General features: G+C 53.9%; 15 protein-coding genes. 8 read left to right on the forward strand and 7 right to left on the reverse strand.

Annotated elements, in window-relative coordinates; translation table 11 throughout:
• Window positions 1–93: 93 nt before the first annotated feature.
• From ACYVI1_RS29940 to ACYVI1_RS29965, 6 genes are all read left to right on the forward strand, one after another.
• Window positions 94–708, forward strand: coding sequence for a carboxymuconolactone decarboxylase family protein (locus ACYVI1_RS29940; protein ID WP_460915189.1), 615 nt, complete (start codon window positions 94–96; stop codon window positions 706–708).
• A 17-nt stretch (window positions 709–725) separates the two neighbouring features.
• Window positions 726–2,906: a TonB-dependent receptor family protein gene (locus ACYVI1_RS29945; RefSeq protein ID WP_460915190.1), complete on the forward strand. Its 2,181-nt coding sequence runs from the start codon at window positions 726–728 to the stop codon at window positions 2,904–2,906.
• Between the two features lie 12 nt (window positions 2,907–2,918).
• Entirely contained in the window at window positions 2,919–4,148 is a 1,230-nt protein-coding gene (locus tag ACYVI1_RS29950) for a DUF3179 domain-containing (seleno)protein (RefSeq protein ID WP_460915191.1), read from the forward strand.
• A gap of 185 nt (window positions 4,149–4,333) precedes the next feature.
• Complete coding sequence (locus ACYVI1_RS29955) at window positions 4,334–5,251, forward strand: hypothetical protein (protein ID WP_460915192.1); 918 nt, start codon at window positions 4,334–4,336, stop codon at window positions 5,249–5,251.
• A 39-nt stretch (window positions 5,252–5,290) separates the two neighbouring features.
• Window positions 5,291–6,787, forward strand: a complete 1,497-nt coding sequence (locus ACYVI1_RS29960) for a phosphatase PAP2 family protein (RefSeq protein WP_460915194.1) — start codon at window positions 5,291–5,293, stop codon at window positions 6,785–6,787.
• A 160-nt stretch (window positions 6,788–6,947) separates the two neighbouring features.
• The gene (locus ACYVI1_RS29965; RefSeq protein ID WP_460915196.1) at window positions 6,948–8,999 is read left to right on the forward strand and encodes an alpha-1,4-glucan--maltose-1-phosphate maltosyltransferase; all 2,052 of its coding nucleotides are present in this window, start codon (window positions 6,948–6,950) and stop codon (window positions 8,997–8,999) included.
• Window positions 9,000–9,112: 113 nt separating this feature from the next.
• On the opposite strand, the gene ACYVI1_RS29970 is transcribed toward ACYVI1_RS29965, so the two are convergent.
• The 6 genes from ACYVI1_RS29970 to ACYVI1_RS29995 form a co-directional block, all read right to left on the reverse strand.
• On the reverse strand, window positions 9,113–10,192 hold the full coding sequence (locus ACYVI1_RS29970) for an Ig-like domain-containing domain (protein ID WP_460915198.1): 1,080 nt from the start codon (window positions 10,190–10,192) through the stop codon (window positions 9,113–9,115).
• Window positions 10,193–10,208: 16 nt separating this feature from the next.
• Entirely contained in the window at window positions 10,209–11,321 is a 1,113-nt protein-coding gene (locus ACYVI1_RS29975) for a hypothetical protein (RefSeq protein WP_460915199.1), read from the reverse strand.
• 213 nt (window positions 11,322–11,534) lie between these two features.
• On the reverse strand, window positions 11,535–12,134 hold the full coding sequence (locus tag ACYVI1_RS29980; protein WP_460915200.1) for a YceI family protein: 600 nt from the start codon (window positions 12,132–12,134) through the stop codon (window positions 11,535–11,537).
• Window positions 12,135–12,182: 48 nt separating this feature from the next.
• Window positions 12,183–15,101 (reverse strand): PQQ-dependent sugar dehydrogenase, encoded by a 2,919-nt coding sequence (locus ACYVI1_RS29985; protein ID WP_460915201.1) that lies wholly within the window; start codon window positions 15,099–15,101, stop codon window positions 12,183–12,185.
• Between the two features lie 58 nt (window positions 15,102–15,159).
• Window positions 15,160–16,134 (reverse strand): sugar phosphate isomerase/epimerase family protein, encoded by a 975-nt coding sequence (locus ACYVI1_RS29990; RefSeq protein ID WP_460915203.1) that lies wholly within the window; start codon window positions 16,132–16,134, stop codon window positions 15,160–15,162.
• A gap of 36 nt (window positions 16,135–16,170) precedes the next feature.
• Window positions 16,171–18,768 (reverse strand): TonB-dependent receptor, encoded by a 2,598-nt coding sequence (locus tag ACYVI1_RS29995; protein ID WP_460915204.1) that lies wholly within the window; start codon window positions 18,766–18,768, stop codon window positions 16,171–16,173.
• Window positions 18,769–19,025: 257 nt separating this feature from the next.
• Between ACYVI1_RS29995 and ACYVI1_RS30000 the strand changes: the two genes are divergently transcribed.
• Together ACYVI1_RS30000 and ACYVI1_RS30005 are read left to right on the forward strand one after the other, a co-directional pair.
• Window positions 19,026–20,093 carry a sensor histidine kinase gene (locus tag ACYVI1_RS30000; protein ID WP_460915205.1) on the forward strand — a complete coding sequence of 356 codons (1,068 nt, stop codon included), beginning with the start codon at window positions 19,026–19,028 and terminating at the stop codon, window positions 20,091–20,093.
• A complete protein-coding gene (locus tag ACYVI1_RS30005; RefSeq protein ID WP_460915206.1) occupies window positions 20,090–20,851 on the forward strand; it encodes a LytR/AlgR family response regulator transcription factor in 762 nt (253 codons plus the stop codon). Before ACYVI1_RS30000 ends, ACYVI1_RS30005 begins: the two co-directional genes overlap by 4 nt.
• A gap of 20 nt (window positions 20,852–20,871) precedes the next feature.
• On the opposite strand, the gene ACYVI1_RS30010 is transcribed toward ACYVI1_RS30005, so the two are convergent.
• The gene (locus ACYVI1_RS30010) at window positions 20,872–22,860 is read right to left on the reverse strand and encodes a M1 family aminopeptidase (protein WP_460915208.1); all 1,989 of its coding nucleotides are present in this window, start codon (window positions 22,858–22,860) and stop codon (window positions 20,872–20,874) included.
• Window positions 22,861–22,924: the final 64 nt, after the last annotated feature.

Raw genomic sequence — 22,924 nt, forward strand, 5'->3', positions numbered from 1 at the left:
CTCGTCACAAATTTATCATAGGTTACAGAGTGCATAGTCCCCGGCTGCTTTGCGGCCGGGCGACTATTTTTCCACCGCAAAATAACAAGAATTATGCCACATATCGAACTACCCGCCGGACTGCCCGGCATTCGCGGGCCAATGGCGTTCAGTCCCGAAACGGCCCGCCCGCTCAATGAGCTGGCTAACCGGCTGCTGGTGCAAAACGCCGACCTGCCCGACCAAACCCTCAGCAAAGGCGAGCGCGAACTGATTGCCACCTACGTGTCGTCGCTGAACGACTGTTATTTCTGCCAGACGGTACACGGCGCCATTGCCAGCCATCACCTCGGCGACCGCAACGGCGGACCGGACTGGAGCCTGATTCAATCGGTAAAAGGCGATTACCAACGGGCCAATATTTCACCCAAAATGAAAGCCTTGCTCACCATTGCGGGAAGTGTGCAGCAGGGTGGTAAATACGTTACGACTGAACAGGTCGAAGCCGCCCGCGCCGAGGGAGCCACCGACCGCGATATTCATGACACGGTCCTGATTTCGGCTGCGTTCTGCCTGTTCAACCGCTACGTCGATGGCTTAGCGACCGAGGCCCCGACCGACCCGGCTATTTACCGCTATCGGGCTTCCCGTGTGGCCGAAATTGGGTATACGCACGAGGATACGTATTTTCCAACTTCTGTATCAGAACTATCTGATAACCAGAAATAGTTGTTAGGTATAACTCGATGACCACGACAAATACCATACTGACCCTATTCGTGATGGTTACGGCAGCCACAGCGCAACCAAAACAGCCGGACACGCTGCGGTCGCGCACGTTGAACCCGGTAACGGTGACGGGCATCCGGCCAACGGTCGTTGAATCGCTGCCCATTGTACACGGTACCTATCTGATGGGCGGTAAACGCAGCGAAGTGATTCGGCTGTCGGAAATGGATGTAAACGTGGCCGAGAAGACACCCCGTCAGGTGTTCGCCCGCATTCCCGGTGTGTTCGTGTATGACATGGACGGCACCGGAAATCAGATTAATATCGCGACGCGTGGACTGGACGCGCATCGGTCCTGGGAGAACAACATTCGGCAGAACGGGGTCATCATAAACTCAGATATATACGGTTATCCGGCCAGTCATTACTCGCCCCCGATGGAAAGCATCGACCGGGTCGAACTGGTGCGCGGAACGGCTGCCCTGCAATACGGTGCCCAGTTCGGGGGTATGCTCAACTACGTGACCAAAGGGGCCGATACGTCCCGCCGGTTTGGGTTTGAGACCATCAATTCGGTGGGTTCGTATGGGTTGCTGAGCAGTTACAACGCCATTGGCGGGCGCGTGGGTAAGTGGACCTATTATGCCTATTATTACCGTCGGCATTCGGACGGATACCGGAAAAACAGCCGTTCAGACGCCGAGGCCCAATTTGGTACGCTCCACTTCCAGGCGACCAAACGACTGGGTATCAGTGCTGAATTGGGCCGCTCGACCTATCAATATCAGGTGCCGGGTCAGTTGACCGATGCGATGTTTGCCCAGGACCCACGCCAATCGACGCGGAGCCGCAACTATTTCAACCCCGACATTTACCTTCCATCCCTGAAATTTGACTGGCAACTATCCAACCGGACGCGCTTCCTGTGGACGACATCGGCAGTGCTCGGTGCCCGAAACAGCGTCCTGTTCGACCGATTGGCTACCGTCCTCGATACGATTAGCCGGGTCACCCGGCAGTATGCACCCCGGCAGGTCGATATTGACAATTTCCATAGCTATACGACTGAATTTCGGCTACTGCACCGTTATAAACTCGGTAGCATCGGGGCTACAGTAGCCGCTGGCGTTCAGCTAACCAGCACCGACCTGCACCGGCGGCAGTTGGGCGGGGGAACCACCGGCACAGACTTTGACTTGTCGCTGATTAGCCCCTTTCGGCGGGACATGCACTTCCGCTCGAAGAACATCGCGGTCTTTGTCGAAAATCAGTTTTCGCTGACAGACCGGCTGACGATTTCGCCGGGGATTCGGGTCGAAAATGGAAAAACCGAATTTCGGGGCGTCATCGACTACTACGACCCTTTCAATCTGCCAACCGACATCGACCACAAATTTGCCCTGCTGGGCATCAACGGGCAGTACCGAATCAACGAGGGAATCAAGGTGTACGGCGGCTGGTCGCAGGCATATCGTCCGGTGATTTTCAAGGATATTATCCCAACCACAGTGTATGAACGCATTGACAAAAATCTGAAAGATGCGTATGGGTATAACGCCGACGTGGGTATCGACGCCCATTGGTCGGGTCTGCACCTGAACATAACGGCCTTCGACCTACTGTATCGCAATCGGTTAGGCTCCTTACTGCTGACCAACCCCGACGGGTCGGGCTACGTGTTCCGAACCAACATCGGCGATAGCCGCAACAGGGGTATGGAAGCCCTCATCGAAGGGCAACTGTGGCGAACAAAACAGTTCATGCTCAGCGGATTCACCTCTACGGCCTTCATCGACGCCCGCTACATCAATGGGCGTGTTTCGACGGGTACCGACAACCGAACCGTTACCGGCAACCGGGTCGAATCGGTCCCCCGCCTGACGAGCCGCAATGGACTGACAGCCCGCTACCGAACCGCCAGCCTGACACTCCAATATAGCTACGTCAGCGAGACATTCTCCGACGCCCTAAATACGCCCGCACCATCAGCCAATGGTGCTGTTGGTCCCGTGTCGGCCTATAGCCTGTGGGATTTGAACGGCACCTGGCGTATCAAATCGGGGCTTATACTACGCGGCAGCGTCAATAATCTGCTGAACACACAATACTTTACCAAACGCCCAACATTTTATCCAGGACCCGGCATCTGGCCCTCCGACGGGCGAAGTGCGGTGCTGACCGTTGGAATACGACTCTAACCTTATTTATTCATGAAAAAACCATTTATCTGGTTTCTAATCAGCATTTTACTGTTGATTTTACTTGAAGTCGCCCGCGTTTATTTCATCATGCCGTTTCCCGGCAGTCAACTCGGGCTTGATGGTGCCAATGCTGGTTCAGCAAGTACAGGCCGGGTCGAGTTGGGGTATTGGCTACATCAGAACATTGGCTGGCTGCGGGCGGTTGGATTGCTGCTGTTGGCGTATCCGGCGTTCATGCTCATCACCAGACCCCGCCGGGCGTGGCATCGTTATTTGGGGGGCGGACTGGTGCTGGTGTACGGCGGGGTGCTGTATATGGTTAATCGGGAGATGATGGCCGACCAGATGTTTCGGCAACCGACCGACAAGCGTGTGGTGCCGATGAGCCAGAACAAGATTCCGCTTCATAAACTCGTACTGGGTTTTGAGTCGGCGGGGCAGGCTACGGCTTACCCGATTCAACTGATTGGGTATCACCATCAGGTGCGCGACACGGTGGGTGGTCAGCCCGTGATGGTGACGTATTGCACCGTTTGCCGCACGGGGCGCGTGTTCAGTCCGTTGGTGCGGGGGCAGGCCGATGAATTCCGGTTGGTGGGTATGGACCATTTCAATGCCATGTTCGAGGATAAACGCACCGGTAGCTGGTGGCGGCAGGCTACGGGTGAGGCTGTGGTTGGGCCGTTGCGCGGGCAGACACTGAACGAATTAGCGGCCCGGCAGATGACCCTGCGCGAGTGGGCTGCCGAACACCCAAACACGCGGGTGCTACAGGCTGATTCAACCTTTGCTGAGGAATTTGCGGGGATGAAAAACTACGAACGCGGTCTGTCGAAGGGTAAACTCACCCGGCGAGATTCGGCATCATGGAAACCCAAATCGTGGGTTATCGGTATCGAGCAGGCGGGATTCACCAAAGCCTACGACTGGAACCAACTGCAAACGAAACGTATCCTGAATGACGTGCTGGGTGGTGAGCCGGTCTTGCTGACGATGGCCTCCGATAGTGTTTCCTTTGGCGCGTGGAGTCGACGGGTAGGTGTGCAAACGCTTACCTTTCAATACACCAACCGGCAACTTACCGATTTGGAAACCAAATCTCTCTGGACGTGGCGGGGAAATTGCATTTCGGGGCCGATGGCTGGTCGGCGGCTGGTGCCCATTCCAAAAGCCCATCAGGAGTTCTGGCATTCGTGGCGGTCGTTCCACCCTGATACGCAAGCGTATGGAAAGTTGTAGTGCTATAAACAGCATACCTAAAAAGCAGGCAAACTCGTTTACAAACGCGAAGACCATACTGTACGAAAGCAGTGAATAGCCGGGTCATAAGCCTGGCTTTTTGTTGACCACCCGCGAGGAAAACACGGGGTAATGCCGGATGCTGTGCCTGAACGCCTACCTTTGTCCAACCCTAAAATGGATTTATGCGATTAACCGTCTTTATTGTCAGCCTTAGTTTTCTTCTTAATCTCTCGCTGCAAACTCACGCTCAGGGATTAGTTGACGGGTTTATGCGGGGTCAGCGAAAGGCCAATCTGACCATTATTGGTTCGCAGGAGACCTACGATACGTACTACATCAATACCACTAAAACGAAAAATCCGAACCTCGGCACCGTAACGACGCAGGCCCTGACGGTCGTTGGTACGTATGGCTTAGGCTACGACCTCGACCTGATTGTGGCGGCTCCCTACGTCCGCACCGAATCGAATGCGGGCTTTTCACCTAAACAGCAGGGCTTTCAGGATGTGTCGGCTGCATTACGTTGGGAAGCTTTCGACTACAAATTTGGCAACACCCGGCTCTCGTGGCTATTTGCCGTCGGGTATTCCATGCCAATAGAAAATTATGTCAACGACGCATTAGTTGCCATTGGTCGTGGGTCGCGTAATGTAGACGGGCGAACGATGCTTCATTTTAAGGCGGGGTCGTTTTTCATTACGGGTCAGTATGGCTACATCCGCCGGGGGCAGGTTGCGCTCGACCGCTTAGTCAACTTCTATGATCCCAGCCAGCTTAATCCGTACACTGGCTCAAAGGTCAATGTGCCCGACGTTACCGAACTCATTATCCGTGCGGGCATTGTCTCGAAGCGGTTTAATATAGATGTATGGGGGCAGCGACAAACGCCCTATACCGAAGGCACCAACATTGGTCCCGGCATCCCATTTCCGACGAATGCGGTTGGCTTCACGCGCGTGGGCGCAACAGCTTATGTGAAGTTGATAACCAAACTTGGCCTGACAGCGGGCTACAGCGCCACCCTCGATGGGCGGAACATCGGCCAAAGCACGCAAATCAATGGGGGCTTAGTTATTGGGTACTGGACCACAAACCGGTAGTAGCGTGGGCGGAAGCCCGGTATACAAACCACCAAAACGATGAAAACGATTGTCTTATCCATTATTGTCAGTGGCCTGTTCCTCTGGCTGGCGAGTTGCAAAGAGCCTGCCATCGACGAAGGCGTTCTGCCTTTTTCTGAACCGGCTACGGTCGATGCGGAGGGCGGCAACTGGCGAACCATTGTTCTCAAATCGGCGGCTGATGTTAGCGTGCCAGCCCCGTTGGCCAGTACATCTGATGCTTACCAGCAGGAGTTGACGGCTATTAAAAATGGGGTATTGTCCATAACTCCCGAACAAAACACCGCCGTTAATTATTGGGCCGATGGGGGTGTTCGGCGCTGGCAGCAAATTGCCCGGCAATTGGTAGCCAAATACAATATATCGCCCGATTATACAACAGCTACCGGCTCCGATGCCATCAATCCGTTGGCCGGGCCGTTGTACGCAGCCAGGGTCTACGCGTTGCTGAGTGTGGTCCAGTACGACGCGCTTGTGGTTGCCTGGCGAGCCAAATACCAGTACAATCGTCCGGCGCTGGAACGGCAGGGTGTTATAACGCGGGTGCCGATACTCGATGTTCCATCATATCCGTCGGAGGACGCAGCCGTTGCCGAAGCGTCGTGTCAGGTACTGGCCTATTTATTTCCGACCGAAGCGGGCTGGCTCAAGACGAGAGCTGCCGAGCATAAACAAAGCCGGTTGTGGGCGGGCGCCAACGTAGCCAGTGACCTGAAAGCAGGCGAAGATCTGGGGTCGGCAGTGACGGCGAAATTACTTGACCGGGCAAAAACTGACCGGTTTGCCCTGGCTCTCGATCAAACCAACACCTGGCAAACCGCGCTGGCCAAAGCTCCTTACGACCAGAAATGGAAAAGCATTGAAATGCCGGCCCGGTCGCCCCTTTTGCCACTGGCAGGGAAGGTAAAAACCTGGTTCGACTCGACGGCAATTTTTCGGGCGGCACCCGCCCCCCCGCCCATGACAACTTCACCGGCGTTTCAGAGCGCATTGAGCGAGGTGCGCGACCTGGCCAGCAATCGTACCCGTGAGCAGTGGCGCCTTGCCGATTACTGGAACGATGGCACCGGCACCTATGCCCTGCCCGGCCATTGGAATAGTATTGCCGAAGACCTCATTCGGCAGGCGCGCCAGAACGAACTTCGGTCGGCCCGCACCTATGCACTCGTGAACCGGGCCATGCAGGATGGTGGCACGGCAGCCTGGTCAACCATGTACACGTATTTTGTGCCCCGCCCGTCGCAACTCGACCCCAGCATTAAAACGGCTACAGCCATCCCGAACTCACCCGCATACGTATCCGATCACGCAGCCTTTTCGGCAGCAGCCGCCACAGTACTGGCCTATTTATTTCCGGATGAGGCTGCCCGCCTGACTGACCAGGCTACAGAAGCGGCCATGTCGCGCCTTTACAGCGGTGTAAACTACCCGTTCGATACGGAGCAGGGGACAAAATGGGGAACCCGCATTGGGCAGTTGGCTATCGACGGGGCGAAGGCCGACGGAGCTAACTAAATCGCGGATGGCACGCGGTCAGGCTGGCGCACCAGTGACACAGTTTTATGGGCAAAAATCCGCTTAATCTGTATCACGGGTGCGCCAGCCTGACCGCGTGCCATTCTTTTTTGTAACATTGCCCCACTATTCAGGATTAACCAACCAAACCGTAAGCTGAATGAACTTTCCCAGTACGTTTTCCGGCCAATCCAGGCCGGGACAAACCCGCGTGGTTATCGAGCGCGTAACGCCCGAACTCGATAGCGGTCAATTCCCGATAAAAGCGATTCCGGGCGACGTGATAGCGGTTGAGGCCGACATCTTCGCCGATGGTCACGATTACCTGTCTGCCCGCCTGCTCTACAAACATAGCGATGAGGCCACCTGGACAGAAACCGCGATGGCTCCTCTGGGCAACGACCGCTGGGGGGCTTCGTTCATTGTTGAGAAACAGGGAACGTATACCTACACGTTTGAGGCCTGGGTCGACCACCTCAGTTCGTGGCAGCACGAAGTTCAGTTGAAAGTGGCCGACGGTCAGCGCATTACGAGCGAACTGCTGGCCGGGGCACACTATGTGGATGGCATGTTAGTAAGGGCCGGAGGAGAAAAAGGAGAAGGCACCCCAAAGGGACCGGGCCAACGTTCGGGAAAAGGCAAAAAAATCGCCGGGCCGGTTGCAGAGCTGGCTGATGTGAAGGCACTGCACGAAATGGCCGTGCTCTTCCGTGACGAAAGCCGGTACGACGAAGCCGTTTCGGTTGCGGAAAGCGACCAGTTCACCTTTTATGCCAACCGATACCCCGAACGGCAGTACCCAGCCCGGTATCAACGGGAGTTAGGCGTAGACGTAGACCGTGCCCGTGCCGGGTTCAGCACCTGGTATTGCCTGTTTCCCCGTTCGGCTGCGCGGGAGGAAGGCAGACATGGTACATTCCGGGACGTAGAAGCCTTACTGCCGCGTATAGCGGATATGGGTTTTGATGTGCTCTATCTGCCCCCGATTCACCCCATTGGCACGGCACACCGGAAGGGTAAAAACAACTCGGTTAGTTGCCAGCCGGGCGAGCCGGGCGTTCCCTATGGTATTGGTTCAGAGCTGGGTGGACATGACAGCATTCACCCCGAACTCGGCACGGTCGATGATTTCAAACACCTCATTGCCATTGCTGCTAACTACGGCATGGAGGTAGCCATGGACCTCGCCATTCAATGCTCCCCCGACCATCCCTGGGCCAAAGATCATCCCGAATGGTTCAAAAAACGGCCTGATGGCACAATTCAATACGCCGAAAATCCACCCAAGAAATACCAGGATATTTACCCGGTTTATTTCGAGACCGACGACTGGCAGAACCTGTGGGACGAACTGAAGCGGGTGCTGCTGGTGTGGGCCTCGTGGGGCGTCCGGATTATTCGGGTCGATAATCCGCATACCAAACCGTTTGGGTTTTGGGAATGGGTCATTGCTGAGGTCAAAAAAGAGTTTCCGGATATATTGTTTCTGGCCGAAGCCTTCACCAAGCCGAAGGTGATGCAGGAATTAGCCAAGCGGGGCTTCGCGCATTCGTACACCTACTACACCTGGCGCAATGGCAAGGCCGAACTGGAGCAATACATGACCGAGTTGACCCAGAGCGAGATGAAGTATTACTTCCGCCCCAACTTCTGGCCAACAACCCACGACATTAACCCGTATAGTTTGCAGGGAGGCCACGAACCGCAGTTTCTGATTCGCTACTTCATGGCCGCCACACTGTCGAGTAACTATGGCATTTATGGCCCATCATTCGAGCTGATGGAGCATGTTCCCTTCCCTAACAAAGAAGAGTATCTGAATTCGGAGAAGTATGAAATCCGGCTTTGGGATTGGGAGAAAACCAATAAACTCACCTACCTGATTACGCTCGTAAACCGAATCCGCCGTGAAAATGTTGCTCTGCAAACGACCAATAACCTCACCTTCTGCGCCGTGACCGACGATGCCATCATGGCCTACCTGAAAACCTCCGGTACGAACCGATTATTGATTATCGTGAACACCGATGCCTACAACCGACGGGCCGGTATGGTGCAGGTGCCCATCTGGCAGTTGGGTATCGGGCATGACCAGGCTTACCAAGTACATGACCTGCTTACAGATGCGTATTATACGTGGCAGGGCGACCGGAACTACGTTGAACTGGACCCGTATGTGCTGCCCATGCACCTGTTCAGGATTGAGTTGTAAGTAAAGCGTGTTCGATGGAGTGATTCTGAGTGTTGGTATGCCATATCTTAGAGATATGGCATACCAACACTCAGAATCACTCCATCGAACACGATGCTCCGTACTCAGATTGACTATTTCACCCTGAAAAAGCGGCTGGTGACGGGTTTAGCTGTTAACGTGCTGTTCTTATCCGTCACGTCGCGGTCGAAAGGGCGATTCAGGTTATTGCCCGCCAGATCTTCCAGCCGCCCCTCAACCTGCAACCGGTATTGTCCGGACCGCCAAACCGCATCGGGTTTGAACCAGCCTCGTTTTTCTTCATCAATTAATTGCCATTTACCCAAAACTGCGCTCCCGTCTTCATCAAGAATGTGCAGGGTTTCGGTCAGTAAACTATAATCGAGGGCCTCGCCGAAAGCTACATCGAGTGGTTGCTGGCTACCCAATTTCGGCTCGTATATCGACCACCGTGCGGGCACAGGCGACAGGCTATCGCGTTCGACAGCCACAAACGATTTTGTTATTGCTGTTCCCAGTGAGGCACCCTGCTCATCGGGCCAGGTGGCAGAAATAACCAACTGATACTGAACCCCGGCTTTCAGGGGCGCCCCCAACTGTTTATTCGGGCGCAGGTCGCGTTTAATCCGTCCGGGGTCGAGCCAAAGCGTAAGCATAGTTCGGTCTGCATTCCACAGTTCTGGCTGAAGGTCGAGAAATACGCCCGGCAGGGTGTCGGTCCTGTTTTTGATGAGAGCAACGTACTTCTTCGATTGGCCTTCCCGCATGGACCGGGAAAAATGCAGATAGATTTTCAGCAGGTTATCCGGCAACGAATCCTGGGAAGGATAAATGGCCAGTAGGGCCGGGTGGTTGTCAGCAGCTAAAGCAGGAATGGTAAGTTCCTGTAATCGTTTGGCCCTGAGCCATATACTATAACGCAGTCCACGCGTAAACGGCACAATCGGTTCAAAAATAATCTCGTCGCCAATCTGCTGGTAGTTGCCTAAAATGGCGGTCTCGTTCCCAGACAGACGCACGGCCAGAAGTTGGCCTAACGAATCACCGGAAATGGGCAGCCTGGGAATGGAAAGTCCGGTTGCCCGCTGGCCGTTCCAGCGAATGGTAACGCCCTTGTCTTCCGGCTGGTGGCACGCAGCCAACCGCCAGGAAACAAAAAAAATCAGACTATACCTGGCGCATAGCCTGATCAAACGTTGTCGGACGTTTTTACAAATACCGATCACTGGATGTCCAAAGGTCAAGGTTGCCGTTGGAGCGACGCTGTAGTAAAATCATCCGTGACGCATCGAGTTTGTCTAACTGGATCACGTTGGTCAGCGGCAGGGAAACAAAATCCAGACCAGCGGTAGCGAAATTTTCTTCTACGGGTGTAGTCAGCGAACCCTGGTAGGCTTCTAAATTTTTTTGCCGGACTTTAAACACCGGACGGCTTGAGTTGGCCATGATTAAAAACGATTCACCGCCCTTCGTCAACGTAATGATGTCCAGCGGAGAATTACCGCTCCCCATTTCGGCAACGGTCCGTCCTTTTACGTGGCTGCCCGCCTTTAATTGATCGAGCGGAAACAGGACCAATGGCGTGCAGGTGTAGCTGGCTACCATGTATTTTCTGCCTTTGATTTCGGTCGTTGTAAAGGTTTTAATGGGCGCCATCGTCTCATACTTGCCGTGTGCCGCATGGTAAATTTCGAGCGACGCCTGGTCCTGCGTATTCGTAAACGGAAAGGGAATGCTGCGAAACGTCGATCCGAATTCCTGATTCGACAGCCCGCTGACCAATACCTTCCCATCGGCATAGCCCATATCGGAGATGGCCGCAATTCGTAACGATTCGCCCCGCTGATTTTTGGCATCTTCGGCAGGAACATTCGTCAGTGCCAGGGTCGAAAACGGAATATCTTTCAACGATACAGCCGTTAGTTGGTCGCCCTCTATCCGGAGCAAAACCGGCGTGCCATCGCTGTGCTGGACGGCACAATAGACTTTCTTCGAGGCTGGATTAACGGCAATATCCTGAATCGTGATGTTGGCGGCATCGGTTCCCAGAAGGGCCGCAATTTTCTGGTCGATGTTTTTAATGTCGACGGGATTGGGGGTGGAAACCAGGCCCGCATCTTTGGTGTCGATGGCAAAAACGGCTGCGCTTCGTCCGTCGCCGATAAACAGGACGCCATCCGGTCCAAACGTGAGGGCGTTAATGGACTTAATGGCGGGTGTGCCCCTTACAAATCCATACTGATTATGAATTGAACGGGTGGTTGTCGCCAGCAATACAAGGCCAGTAAAGCCGACGGCCAGCAAAGCATATAGTTTGTTCATGGTTATTGAGATTAGCTCGGTTGTGAAAAGGCGGATGATTCGTTTGTTTACCCGGTGAATATAAACAGATTAGCACAGATGCCAATGTATGTTGGTTGGGGGTGGTAAACTGCCGTAAAAGAAAGAGGTTCTCTAACCAAAAAGGGTACTATCCCTTAGTTAAAGAACCCCGTACTTTGAGAGATAGCTCGTTTAAGAAGCCGTAACCCTGTTTTATTTACTTTTCTCGGCTGTTGCGTCGTTCTGTTTTGCGAACTCGCCGGTTGCCTTTAGTTCAACCTCGTCACCAACAACGGCAGTTGACGAAGAACCTACCCCAAAATCAGAGCGTTTCAGTGTGCCGCTCAGCTTCAGGCCTGCTTTTTCCTGCTTCCCACGGGGGTTCTCCATGGTAACCGGCCCCGTCAGCACGGCATCCAGCGTAACGGGTTTGGTCACGCCGTGCATCGTCAGGTCGCCTGTCAGTTTATACTTCTTGCCTTCCACTTTCTTAAACGACGTGCTTTTAAAGGTCAGTGTCGGGTATTTGGCCGCGTCGAAAAAGTCGGGGCTTTTCAGGTGCGTATCGCGCCGGTCATTCTCCGTACTGACGCTGTTGATATCGGCTGTCAATTCGACAACGGCATCAGACAGGTCCGGCTTGGTGGCTGTGATTTTAGCGTCGTAGTTCTTGAAGATACCATCTACTTCGGTCAGCATCAGGTGAGTAACGGTAAAGCCGACTTTAGCGTGGGCTTTGTCTGCCGTCCAGGTTTGTGCGTAAGATGCCGAGATGGTAAGTAACGTGGCAACGGTGAATACGAATGATTTCATGCGTGTTTGAAATTTGATTGGATGAAAAAATTGATTTAATGGGTACTCCTATTGATTGATTTTATTCAGAAACTTGATACTCGACAACGACATAAGTGGCTGAATGGCTTTTGCCTGATCGTTCTTAAAGACCAGGTATACATTGTGAACACCTTCAGTTGCTTTCAGGTTCATATGTACCGGTGGGCGCGCGAATGGGTTGCGGGCAGCGGGAGGACCAGCGGGTTTTGCACCTGTTCCGCCCGCCGGGGAGGTACCGGCTGCACCGGGCGCTGGTTTCGGGCCAGCTTCCATCTGCGCCATCAGTTTAGCCATATCCACTTCGGGGGCCAGTTCAACCACTGTTTCGCCAATAAGTGGGCCAGTGGGTGAGTCAAGCCGAACTTCAATTGTGCCACCGGCGCTGCCCTCCCGTCGTTGCGCGGCCGCGGTGATTTCGAGTTGTTTAATACCCGTCAGGTCTATCTGCTGAAACCCGATGTGAGCGTTGGAATAGGGAATCACGTTCTCGCCCTTTCCCATACCTTTTGCCTTAATGTCGGCCCGGTGTATAATCGGTGCCAACGAAGCCTCTACCTGAGGGCTACGCAGGATTAGCAGTTGCTCAGCCGTTTGGGCAGGAACCGGTTTACCGCCCATTACCGGATGACCACGATCGGTATAAGCGGCCCGAATCAGTACCGACCCTTTGCCATTATCGCCATCGGGTAGGTTAACCGCATACGTTCCGTGCAGGGGCAGGCTGCTGAGCGTTTTCTCATCGATATGGAGAATATACTGGACAAGGCTACCCGCGTCGGCAACGGACATGGCTGGGTGGCCTGGCATGGCCACATCACCCCAGACGCCCACGCCCCCCTGCCTGATTTTAGCAATCAGCCGGTCGTGGGCACCTGCGTCGCCTTTGTATTTAACTGCGATGGCGGTGAAGGCCGGCCCCACCGATTTTGTGCTGATCTGGTGACATACTTTACAGTCACTTTGGTTGATTAATGTCTGCGCTACAGCATATTGTGTTGAGGCATCGACACTACGTTGCCCCTGCATGACCTCGGCATAATCGAATCCCTCCGACGTATAGTCGATACTCATGGCGACCCGTGCCGGGTTGATCTTCCCCTGGGCCAAACTTCCGTCTTCCTTATCCTCTACCTGAACGGCATACTGAATGGGCTGATCCGGAAAAAAAAACGTTCGGTTGCTGCTCAGATTCACGTTGACAACCGGCGGGGCGTTGCCCGCAATGATTCGTACCGATTGGCTGTTAGCCGCACCCTGTGGATCGGTAACGGTCAGTGTGGCCACGTAGACACCCGCTTTATCGAACGTAACGGATGGATTAGCGGTCGTAAATAGGCGCGGAGCAGCACCCGGTGAGGTCACCTTCCACTGATAAGCTAACTTATCACCGTCGTTATCTTTACTGCCATCGGCCAACAGGTTTAGTTGCAGGGGGATGGCGCCCCCCTGTTTGCTGGCGGCTGCGTTCACAATCGGTTTTCGGTTACCGCCATTGTACTCAATGCGAACGAGTTTCGCATTATCGCTCTTCCGGAACCAGTTACTGCCATACTCGAGGACGTACAGATCGCCATCGGGCCCAAACTTCATGTCGATGGGTTCAACGGGATGGTAGCCGGACAGGAATCGCTCCATGGAGGTATAATTTCCGTCGGCGTCCATCGTAATGGCCATAATCCAGCCCCGCGAGAAGTCGGTAACTAACCACTTACCTTCGTAGTAAGCGGGCCAGGGGCGTTTGGCCTTTTTAAAGTCAGCCTGGCGATAAACAGGCCCGCCCGTAGCCGACCGCGATCCCGTTCCAACGAGCGGAAACTCTTCCGAAACAGCGTAGGGATAATAAATGAAGGAAGGAGCCGTAGGCGGCAAGGCCGTCAAACCCGTATTATTCGGTGAGTTATTGGCCGGGTTCTTGGGGTCTTTTTTGTCGAGTGGCTTTTTGGTTTCGTAGTCATAAACGGGAAAGGCAAAGTTGTTTCCCACAAACCAGGGCCAGCCGAAATTACCCGGTTTGCGGGCCTGATTCAGTTCGTCGTAACCGCGCGGGCCGATGTCCGAATCGTTCGTCGCATCGGGGCCTATTTCACCCCAATACACAAAACCGGTCTGGCTGTCAATCGAAATACGCCAGGGATTCCGGTGCCCCATTGAGTAAATTTCCGGGCGGGTTCGGCGGTCGCTACCGTTGTCGGTTCCTTTCGGAAACAAATTGCCTTCGGGAATGCTGTACGTGCCATTGGCTTCAGGGTGAATGCGTAGAATTTTACCCCGCAAATCGTTCGTGTTACCCGCATGGCCCTGATCGTCCCAACTGCTGCGGCCGGGCCGCTCGTCGGTTTGGGCCGCCTGCTGATTGCCCGTGTTGTTGCCTACGGTCAGATACAGGTTGCCCGCCCGGTCCCAGGTCATACCGCCCCCCGTATGGCAGCACACTTCACGCTGGGTGGGCACCTCAAGCACCACTTTCTGCGAGGTCTCGACCAGTTTGTTGTCGCGGAATTCCCAGCGGGTCAGGATGTGTTTTTTCTCTGTCGGATGGGCGTAATAGAGATAGATCCAGTGATTCTGGCCGAACTGAGGGTCAAGCGACAGCCCGATTAGCCCCTCTTCGGCCTCAGATACGCGCCCCTCCGCCGAGGTGTATTTGGTGTTGACTGGAATCGTGGCAATCAGGTCAACCGTTTTTGTGACGGGGTCATATTTCTTCAGCGCCCCTTTGCGCTCGATGATAAACGCGGTGCCATCGTTCAACACCTCAAACGCCATCGGTTCGTCGAGGTCTTCGGCAACCACTACTGGTGTAAATCGGGTTTCGTCCGGTTTAGCCGGATTGTCCTGTACAACAAAAGAAGCCAGTCCCAACAAGAGTATTACGTTCACAACAAGCGGGAACGGACGAGGCAACGATTTGGGCCACATAGCCAATGAGCAAGTAGATAGGTTCATAAACATAGGGGTCCCAACAGCCATTTTGAGTGATTGAAATGCCTGTTGGGAGACGTGATTAAGCCAGAATTTTTTTCAGGTTCTGATAACTCGTTGTAATGCTCTCAATGCCGTTTGGGGCCATGTCCTGCTCCACGAAGAAGTATCTCAAACCCGCTGTTTTAGCTGCGGCAAAGGCTTTTTTGAAATCCACGCTGCCGTTACCAACTTCGGTAATAGTTTTGTGATCGTCTTTCATGTCTTTGATGTGCCAGAGCGGGAAGCGGCCGGGCTGTTCGTTAAATAGCGCGACGGGGTCTTTGCCCGCTTTGTATGCCCAGGCCAGATCCAACTCCATCTTTACCAGCTCCTTATCGGTTTGCGACAGAATCAGTTCGTAAGGGGTTTTGCCGCCTTCCACCGGATCAAATTCAGTCGAGTGGTTGTGGTAGGCAAAACCAATTCCGGCTTTTTTTGCCGCTTCACCTGTCTTCTGAAACACCTCGATGGATTTCTGAATCTCATCCAGCGTAGCCACCGGTGTACTGGCACAAACCAGGTATGAAAGCCCACCCTCAACGGCCTCATCGACTAATTGCTGGTAGTTATCGCGCAGGTTCAGCATGGGCGGCATTTTGGAAAAATCCATTGCCGGGCGTTGCCCACCAGCCGGGGGCGTACCGCCTGCTGGTGCCTGTCCGCCTGCCACAGCGGGCATAGGGCGTGGTCGGAATGGAGCGCCCCCGGCATGGTGTGCCCGCCAGGTCATACCCAGCCCCGACACGAGTGCTTTGAATTCCTTAGCTGTATAGCCGTAGTAGCCACCCCGCATACTAAAGGCTGACTCTACCTCTTTATAGCCAACAGCCGCTACTTTTTCCAGGGTTCCTTTTGGGTCTTCGTTCATCGACTTAAAGAGCGTGAACAACTGAATACCAATGGGATATGAATTCGCGGCTGAGAACAGGCCATTGGCCTGGCTAAACTGGGGGAGCATCAGCCCGCCAAGCGTTAATGCACCGGCATCCCGGAGAAAATGTCTTCTTGAGGTCATTCTGAGTAATCAGTTAAGTAATGGAATTGATTGATCTTATTTTGGCCGTCCACCCGCTGGTGCCGCCTGTTGCTGACCGCCACCATCACCGTCGCCCCCTTTAACGTCGTCGTTGCTGACGGAGCGGGCTTTCCGGCGGGGTTCTTCAAACGTCATTTTACCGATGCGATACGAGAACGTGACCTTCACGTTTGAATTGTAGAGGTTATTAACGCTCACCTGCGACAGCAGCGGAGAGTTCAGGTTACTACGCATCGTTACCCCCCGGCCGAGGAAGTTTTCAGCCGCCAGCCCAAGGCTGCCCCGCTTGTTGGCAATGTCTTTCCGAAGCCCCAGCGAGTACATGTAGAAACTGCCCATCGTGCCCTGCAACTGCGGATTAGGCCCCCGGAAGAAACTGAATACCTGGGCGCTCCAGCCTTTCGTCAGTTGCAACTGACTCATCAGCCGGCCGCCGATGCTGACACCTGAGTTGCTGATCGTCATCGACTTGCCATCTAAGCCAGGCGTTGTTCCCTGCATGTACACATAATACCCATCCAGACCACCATTGATACTCCATTTCGGGGTCAGGTTGGTGTTGAAGAAAACGTTGGCCCCAACGGTACGCTGCACACCAATATTCTGAAAGGTTGTGATGATGCCACCTGCGAGTGTGTCTGACGGAACACGGATTTGCGTGATGGCGTTGTTGGTTAACCGCCCGAACAGCGATGCGTTCAGGTAGGTTTTTTTGATGGTCGAACTGAGGCTTAACTCAACATTGTCGGTCAGTTCGGGCTTAAGCGTTGGATTCCCCACCATAATCATCTGCGGGTTAGCCGCGTTGACGTTCGGGTTCAACTGTTGCAGGCCGGGCCGCTGAATCCGCCGGTTGTAGGCCGCTTTTATAGTGCTGCCGCCTTTCAAACTCTTCGATACGTTAATACTCGGTACCAGATTGCTGTAGCTGGGAATATTCAAGTCTCTACTTTCGTCCGACTTAGCCGTTATGCCCGTATGTTCGTAGCGCGTGCCAACCTTAAAGGTGAATTTGCTGGGCGTTACGTAGGTGTACGAAATGTAGCCCGCCCCGATATTCTGGCTGTAATTGAGCGATCCGGATGGATTGGTCGGATCGAAGAGTAACTCGCCGGTACTGCCACCAATCTGATACTGATAGCGGCTGTCTACCTGGCGCATAATGGCTTTCCCGCCAAACTCCAGCAACTGATTCTTTTTGATGGGCGTCTGGTAATCCGTTTGGAAAGTAAGTTCCTGATTCGTGTTGTTATTCAGATTTCGTTGTCGGGCAGTTAACTCACCCGCCTGACCGAGCAGGTCAGCGTAAAAATTATTGGTCAACCCCGTGCGGCTGTACTGGGTCGAAATACTCCACTCCTGCTGGGGCTTAAACGTGCGGATGTAATCCAGATTCATGTCCACCGAGTTCGATAAATCCCTGCGGTCAACGTCGCGGTTGGTCAGTCGAAGCAACGAATCACCGATGAACGAACTGGTCAATTGATTCTGCTCCTGAATAAAATTGCGCGTACCGAACCGGACGTTCGCCGACAAGGATTGATCTTTAGCGAGGTCGTAATCGAAACCCATCGTATACTGTCCGAAAACGGGTTTATCGAAAGCTGTTCCCTGTTGACTGGTTCGTAGTAACTGCGTACCGACCCGCGTAGTCTGGTCTAAGGTCGACGAAGCCCCATTGTACATGGCCCGGCCAAAACCGCCAAGTGTGATGCCTAATTTGCCCTGCCGGAAGGAACCGTTCAAGCCTAAGTTGGAACCGCGAATACCGGCACCCGCGTCGACGTTCAGCGTCAGGCCGTGCAGGGTGTTCTTTTTAGTGATAATGTTGATAATTCCGGCGGCTCCTTCGGCGTCGTATTTAGCGGATGGGCTGGTGATTACCTCCACCGATTTAATCATGTCGGCGGGTAGTTGTTTAAGCGCATCGGCTACGTTGGCGGCAACGATGGTGGAGGGTTTGTTATTGATCAGCACCCGGATGTTGCTGCTTCCGCGCAAACTGACGTTCCCGTCCAGATCAACTGACAGCATCGGTACGCGCTTCAGAACATCTGACGCATCGCCCCCTTTGGATGTGATGTCTTTATCGGCGTTGAAAACGAGCCGGTCTACTTTTTCTTCGATCAGAGCAGCCTGCCCCGTCACCACTACTTCACTTAGCGTGCGGATATCGGCGGGAAGTTTCACCGAACCCATCTTCAGGTCGGTGCCCTTCGCCACCGTGAAGGGCTGGGAGTCGCGGGTTTTGTAGCCAATAAATGAGTATTGAAGCCGGTACTCGCCCGGTCCTAATTTGGTCAGTGAAAAATTACCCTTCACGTCCGACGTCGTACCGTCGATGGGCTTGTTGGTTTTTACGTCCATTAGGGCGATGGTCGCAAATTCGACGGGCTTACCCGAGGTTGAATCGACCAGCAGGCCCGTTATCTTGCCATTCCCTTTCGGCACATCCTCGGCCACACCCGTAAATTCTTTTTTCTGCCGCCCCTCCTGAGGGCGACCGAAACCGCCGGGTCCGCCACCCGGAGGGCCAAACTGAGCGAATGTTGCCGGCATCAGACCGCTCCAGAGTCCAAAAATCAGTAGCAAAAACAGGAAGGAGGTACGCATGGCTGGTAGAATTTTCACGAATTGACAACTCAAAGCAACAACCACTTGATGAATCCCGCAACCGCAATAGACCGGGGGCGGGTAAACGTCGGCAGATACCCCCTTTTAGCCGATGAATGGGTTACAGCCCGGGTTCTTTCTGAAAACGGGCCATTCGTCGGTTAAAAGAGTCCAGCCATCGGCAAATCCGGCGTACCGAGCGATTGGCTGCGGATGGGTTTGGGATTTGATGTAAACTTGCAGCGTTTCAACTGATTATGGCTGCTACCCTGTTTTCCCGTCGCTACGTTACCTGGCTCATTCATGGGCTGGGCTGGATTTTGCTGGGCTACCTGCTTTTTTTCTCCCAGTCCTTTAATTCCGACATTCGGCTCCCCAATTTATTCTGGGTTAAACAAATACTTTTTTTTGGGCTGATGGTCGCCATGTTCTATATGAACTCCCAGTGGTTGGTTCCCCAGTTACTCCTGCAGGGGCAGTCGGGCCGGTACGTACTGGCTTTGCTCGGCATTATGCTTACCATACTTATTTTACTGGGAGCCGTTGAGTTGTGGTTTGATTTAGCTACGCTCATGCACCGGGCTTTTCATCCCGATGGGCGCGGACAGCCTAAAGTGTACGGCTGGATTCAGCCGTCGGTGTTTACGATTGTGCTCGTGCTGGCCATCAGTACGAGCATTGCCCTGTCGCAGAAATGGCAGGACGACGCAAATCTCCGAACGGCTCTGGAGCAGGCCAAAACCACCTCCGAACTGTCTTTTTTAAAGGCTCAGATCAACCCGCACTTTTTCTTCAATACGCTCAACAACATCTACGCACTGACCTTAATTGACGCCGAAACTGCCCGCGAAGCCCTGCACCGGCTCTCGCGGATGATGCGTTACGTGCTCTACGAAACCCAGACGGGCACCACCTTGCTGAGCAAAGAATTGTCCTTTGTCAGCGATTACATCCAGCTCATGCAGCTCCGGCTAACCGATAAAGTAACGGTTAGTCTGCAGTCGCCTACTCCGCTGCATGATCAACCCATTGCGCCAATGCTGCTCTTACCCTTTGTGGAGAATGCCTTCAAACACGGTGTTAGCGCGTTGCATCCGAGCCGGATTCACATAGCTATCCAACAACAGCAGGCGACGTTGCTGCTGGACGTTCATAATACCTTATTTGTTGAAAAAACACCGTCGCTCGAAGCGGGCAACGGCATCGGGCTGACCAATACCCGTCGGCGGCTTGATCTGCTCTATCCGGGTCAGTACGCACTTCAAATCAATGAGCATACGCCAGCGGGTGAATACCACGTCCACCTAACCCTGAACCTGTCATGACGCTCACCTGCATTGCCGTCGACGATGAACCCCTGGCGTTGGGACTGGTTTGTGCATTTATCGAAAAAACGCCCTTTCTGAAGCTGACCGGGCGGTTTAGCAGTGCCGTAGAAGCCCTCCAGCATTTGCTGCACCAGTCGGTGGATGTTATTTTCCTGGATATTCAAATGCCCGACCTGACCGGCCTGGAGCTGGCCCGCGTCCTGGAACGCAGCAATCGGGGCGCTCATACAACGCGAATTGTGTTTACAACCGCTTTTGATCAGTTTGCCCTCGATGGCTTTCGGGTCGATGCCCTGGATTACCTGCTTAAGCCATTCAACTACGAAGAGTTTTTGCGGGCTGCCAGCAAGGCACGCCATTATTTCGAGTTGGTGCAACGCACTGAACCTGTGTCGATTGCCAGCCTGCCAGCCGTGCCCGCCGAAGCCGCCGATGACTATTTATTCCTGAAAGTTGAATACCAGTTAGTCAGGATTGCGTACAGCGATATTCTGTATATGGAAGGCCTGAAAGATTACGTGAAAGTGTATCGCCAAAGCGATCCGACCAGGCCGCTGCTATCGTTAACGAGCCTGAAAGCACTCGAAGAGAAATTACCCGCCAACCTGTTCATGCGGGTGCATCGGTCGTTTATCATCGCCCTCAATCGGATTAATGCCGTTACGCGTAACTCCGTGCAGATGGGCACAACGACGATTCCGGTTAGCGATCAATATAAAGACGTTTTCGGTGAGTTCATTAGCCGCTGGCTATGAATTAGCGTTACCTGCCATCGTCAGCGCACCAAAACCACCTGACTCTGAGGTCCGCCCGGTGCTTCGACCGTAATGGTGTAGCGACCCGTCGGCAGGCCGCGCAGGTTAAGCGTGCGGGTATACTCGCCCGGAGCCAGGTTCGGCTCATTCGTTCCGCGAACCCGCTGACCGAGCAGATTCGTGAGTGACAGCGTCACGGCTCCAGCCGATGTTATGGTAAAATCAACGGCCAGCGTCTCGGTGGTTGGGTTTGGATAAACCCGTAGCCTGCCCAATTTAGGTTCAGTCAATGCCGTGACCACGCTGCCGGTCGATGTGTCTACTGCCTTCAGAATCCGATTGTTGGGGTCAATGACGACGTTAGTGACGGTGCCCCGCGCGGGTAACGTAAAGGTCTGATCGGCGCGGTCGTTGAAAACGGTTACGGTTGTGTCGCCGGCCGCCGACTGCACTTTAAGCTGCACCGGCATCGTAAACGACGTTGGGTTGGTGGCCGTCGTGTTTCGTTGCTCCAGCCGCACGCTAACGGTGCCGGTTCCACCACCCGAAACGGTTGCTTTGTAGGTTGGATACCCTGCGCCATAAACCCACTCTTTAAAAAAGTAATCTAAATTTTGGTTAGCAAGCTGCTGGGCTATGGCCTGAAAATCTTCCGTCACTACCGTTTTGTAGGCTAAAGCGGGGCTGGCCGCATAGGTTCGTAAAATACGGAATAACGTGCTGTCACCCACAACGCCCCGCAGCATGTGCAGTACTGTTGCGCCTTTCGCGTAGGTTCGATTGCTGTTAAAAATACTATTGATGTTACTGATATCCTCGACATACAGCGTGCCCTGTGCAGCGCGGGCGCCGGTCATAAAACTGTTCATATAGGCCTGATAACCCGTCTGGCCATTGACCGACTCGGCATAAACGGCTTCGGCATAGGAAGCAAAGCCTTCGTTGAGCCAGATATTCTGCCAGTCGCGGCAGGTGATTTTATCACCAAACCATTGGTGTGCTAATTCGTGGGCAATCACGGCAGGCGTAAGCGCTCTCACTTCCATTGAACTGATGGTTTGGTGTTCCATCCCGCCATTTCCCAGCCCGAACTGCGCGTGGCCGTATTTCTCGCGTAGAAATGGGTATGGCCCAAACCGATTCGTAAACAGGGCCAGCATGGTAGGCGTCAGGCTCAGGTTAGTACGTACCTGCGGCAGGATTTCGGGATAGATGTAGTGCGTGACGGGCATGGTCTGCGTGCCATAGGCGAACGGTGTGTCATACCGTTCATAGTTCGACATAGCCAGCGAAATCAGGTATTGAGCAATGGGGTAACTGTTGCGCCAAAAGTAGGTGCGGGTGCCGTCAGGATTGTCGGTTGTGCTGACTAAGGTGCCGTTGGACACCGACACAAAGCGAGCGGGTGCTGTGATCCGGACCGACGACGAATCGGCCTTGTCGGCGGGGGTATCCCGGCACGGAAACCAGTCGGGTGCGCCATAGGGTTCACTCAACGTCCAGATGGATGGTTCCGTGTTATTCTCGTGCCGCCCAAATTGAAAACTTCCCTGATTGCTGATGGGTACGCCCTGGTAAAATACGGTGAGCGTGAGTGCCTGTCCGTTGGTTAAGGGCTGCGGGGGCGTGATGGTCAGGCGATTTTGCGCGTGCTGAAAGGTAAGCTTCTGATTACCTACTTTCACAGAATCTACCCGTAAGCCTTCGCCGGTTGCCACCGTGGTTGAGTTTAAGTCCAGAAAGAACGAGTTAATGGTAGCCGCTGTGCTTTTCAGGGTAATGGTTGCGGCTCCGCGCAGGTTGTTGGGCGTATGCGTCAGGCGAAGATCGAGACCATAATAGGTAACATCAATGGTGGCATCGCCGGGGTAGGCAAGCCGGGCCTTCGGGTTAGCCGCCAACCGGCCAAAATAGCGAACTTTACCCGCCTGACAGAATCGCCCGCCGTCGGTATCGACCTGGGCCTGGGTAAGGAATGGGATGAATAAAACGAAGTAGATGAAGCGCATTCGGCCAGAGCGTTTGAAATTTATCATCCTGAGTACTCAGGATGATCGTGTTAAAAAACAAACG

This window comes from Spirosoma areae (genome assembly GCF_054781775.1).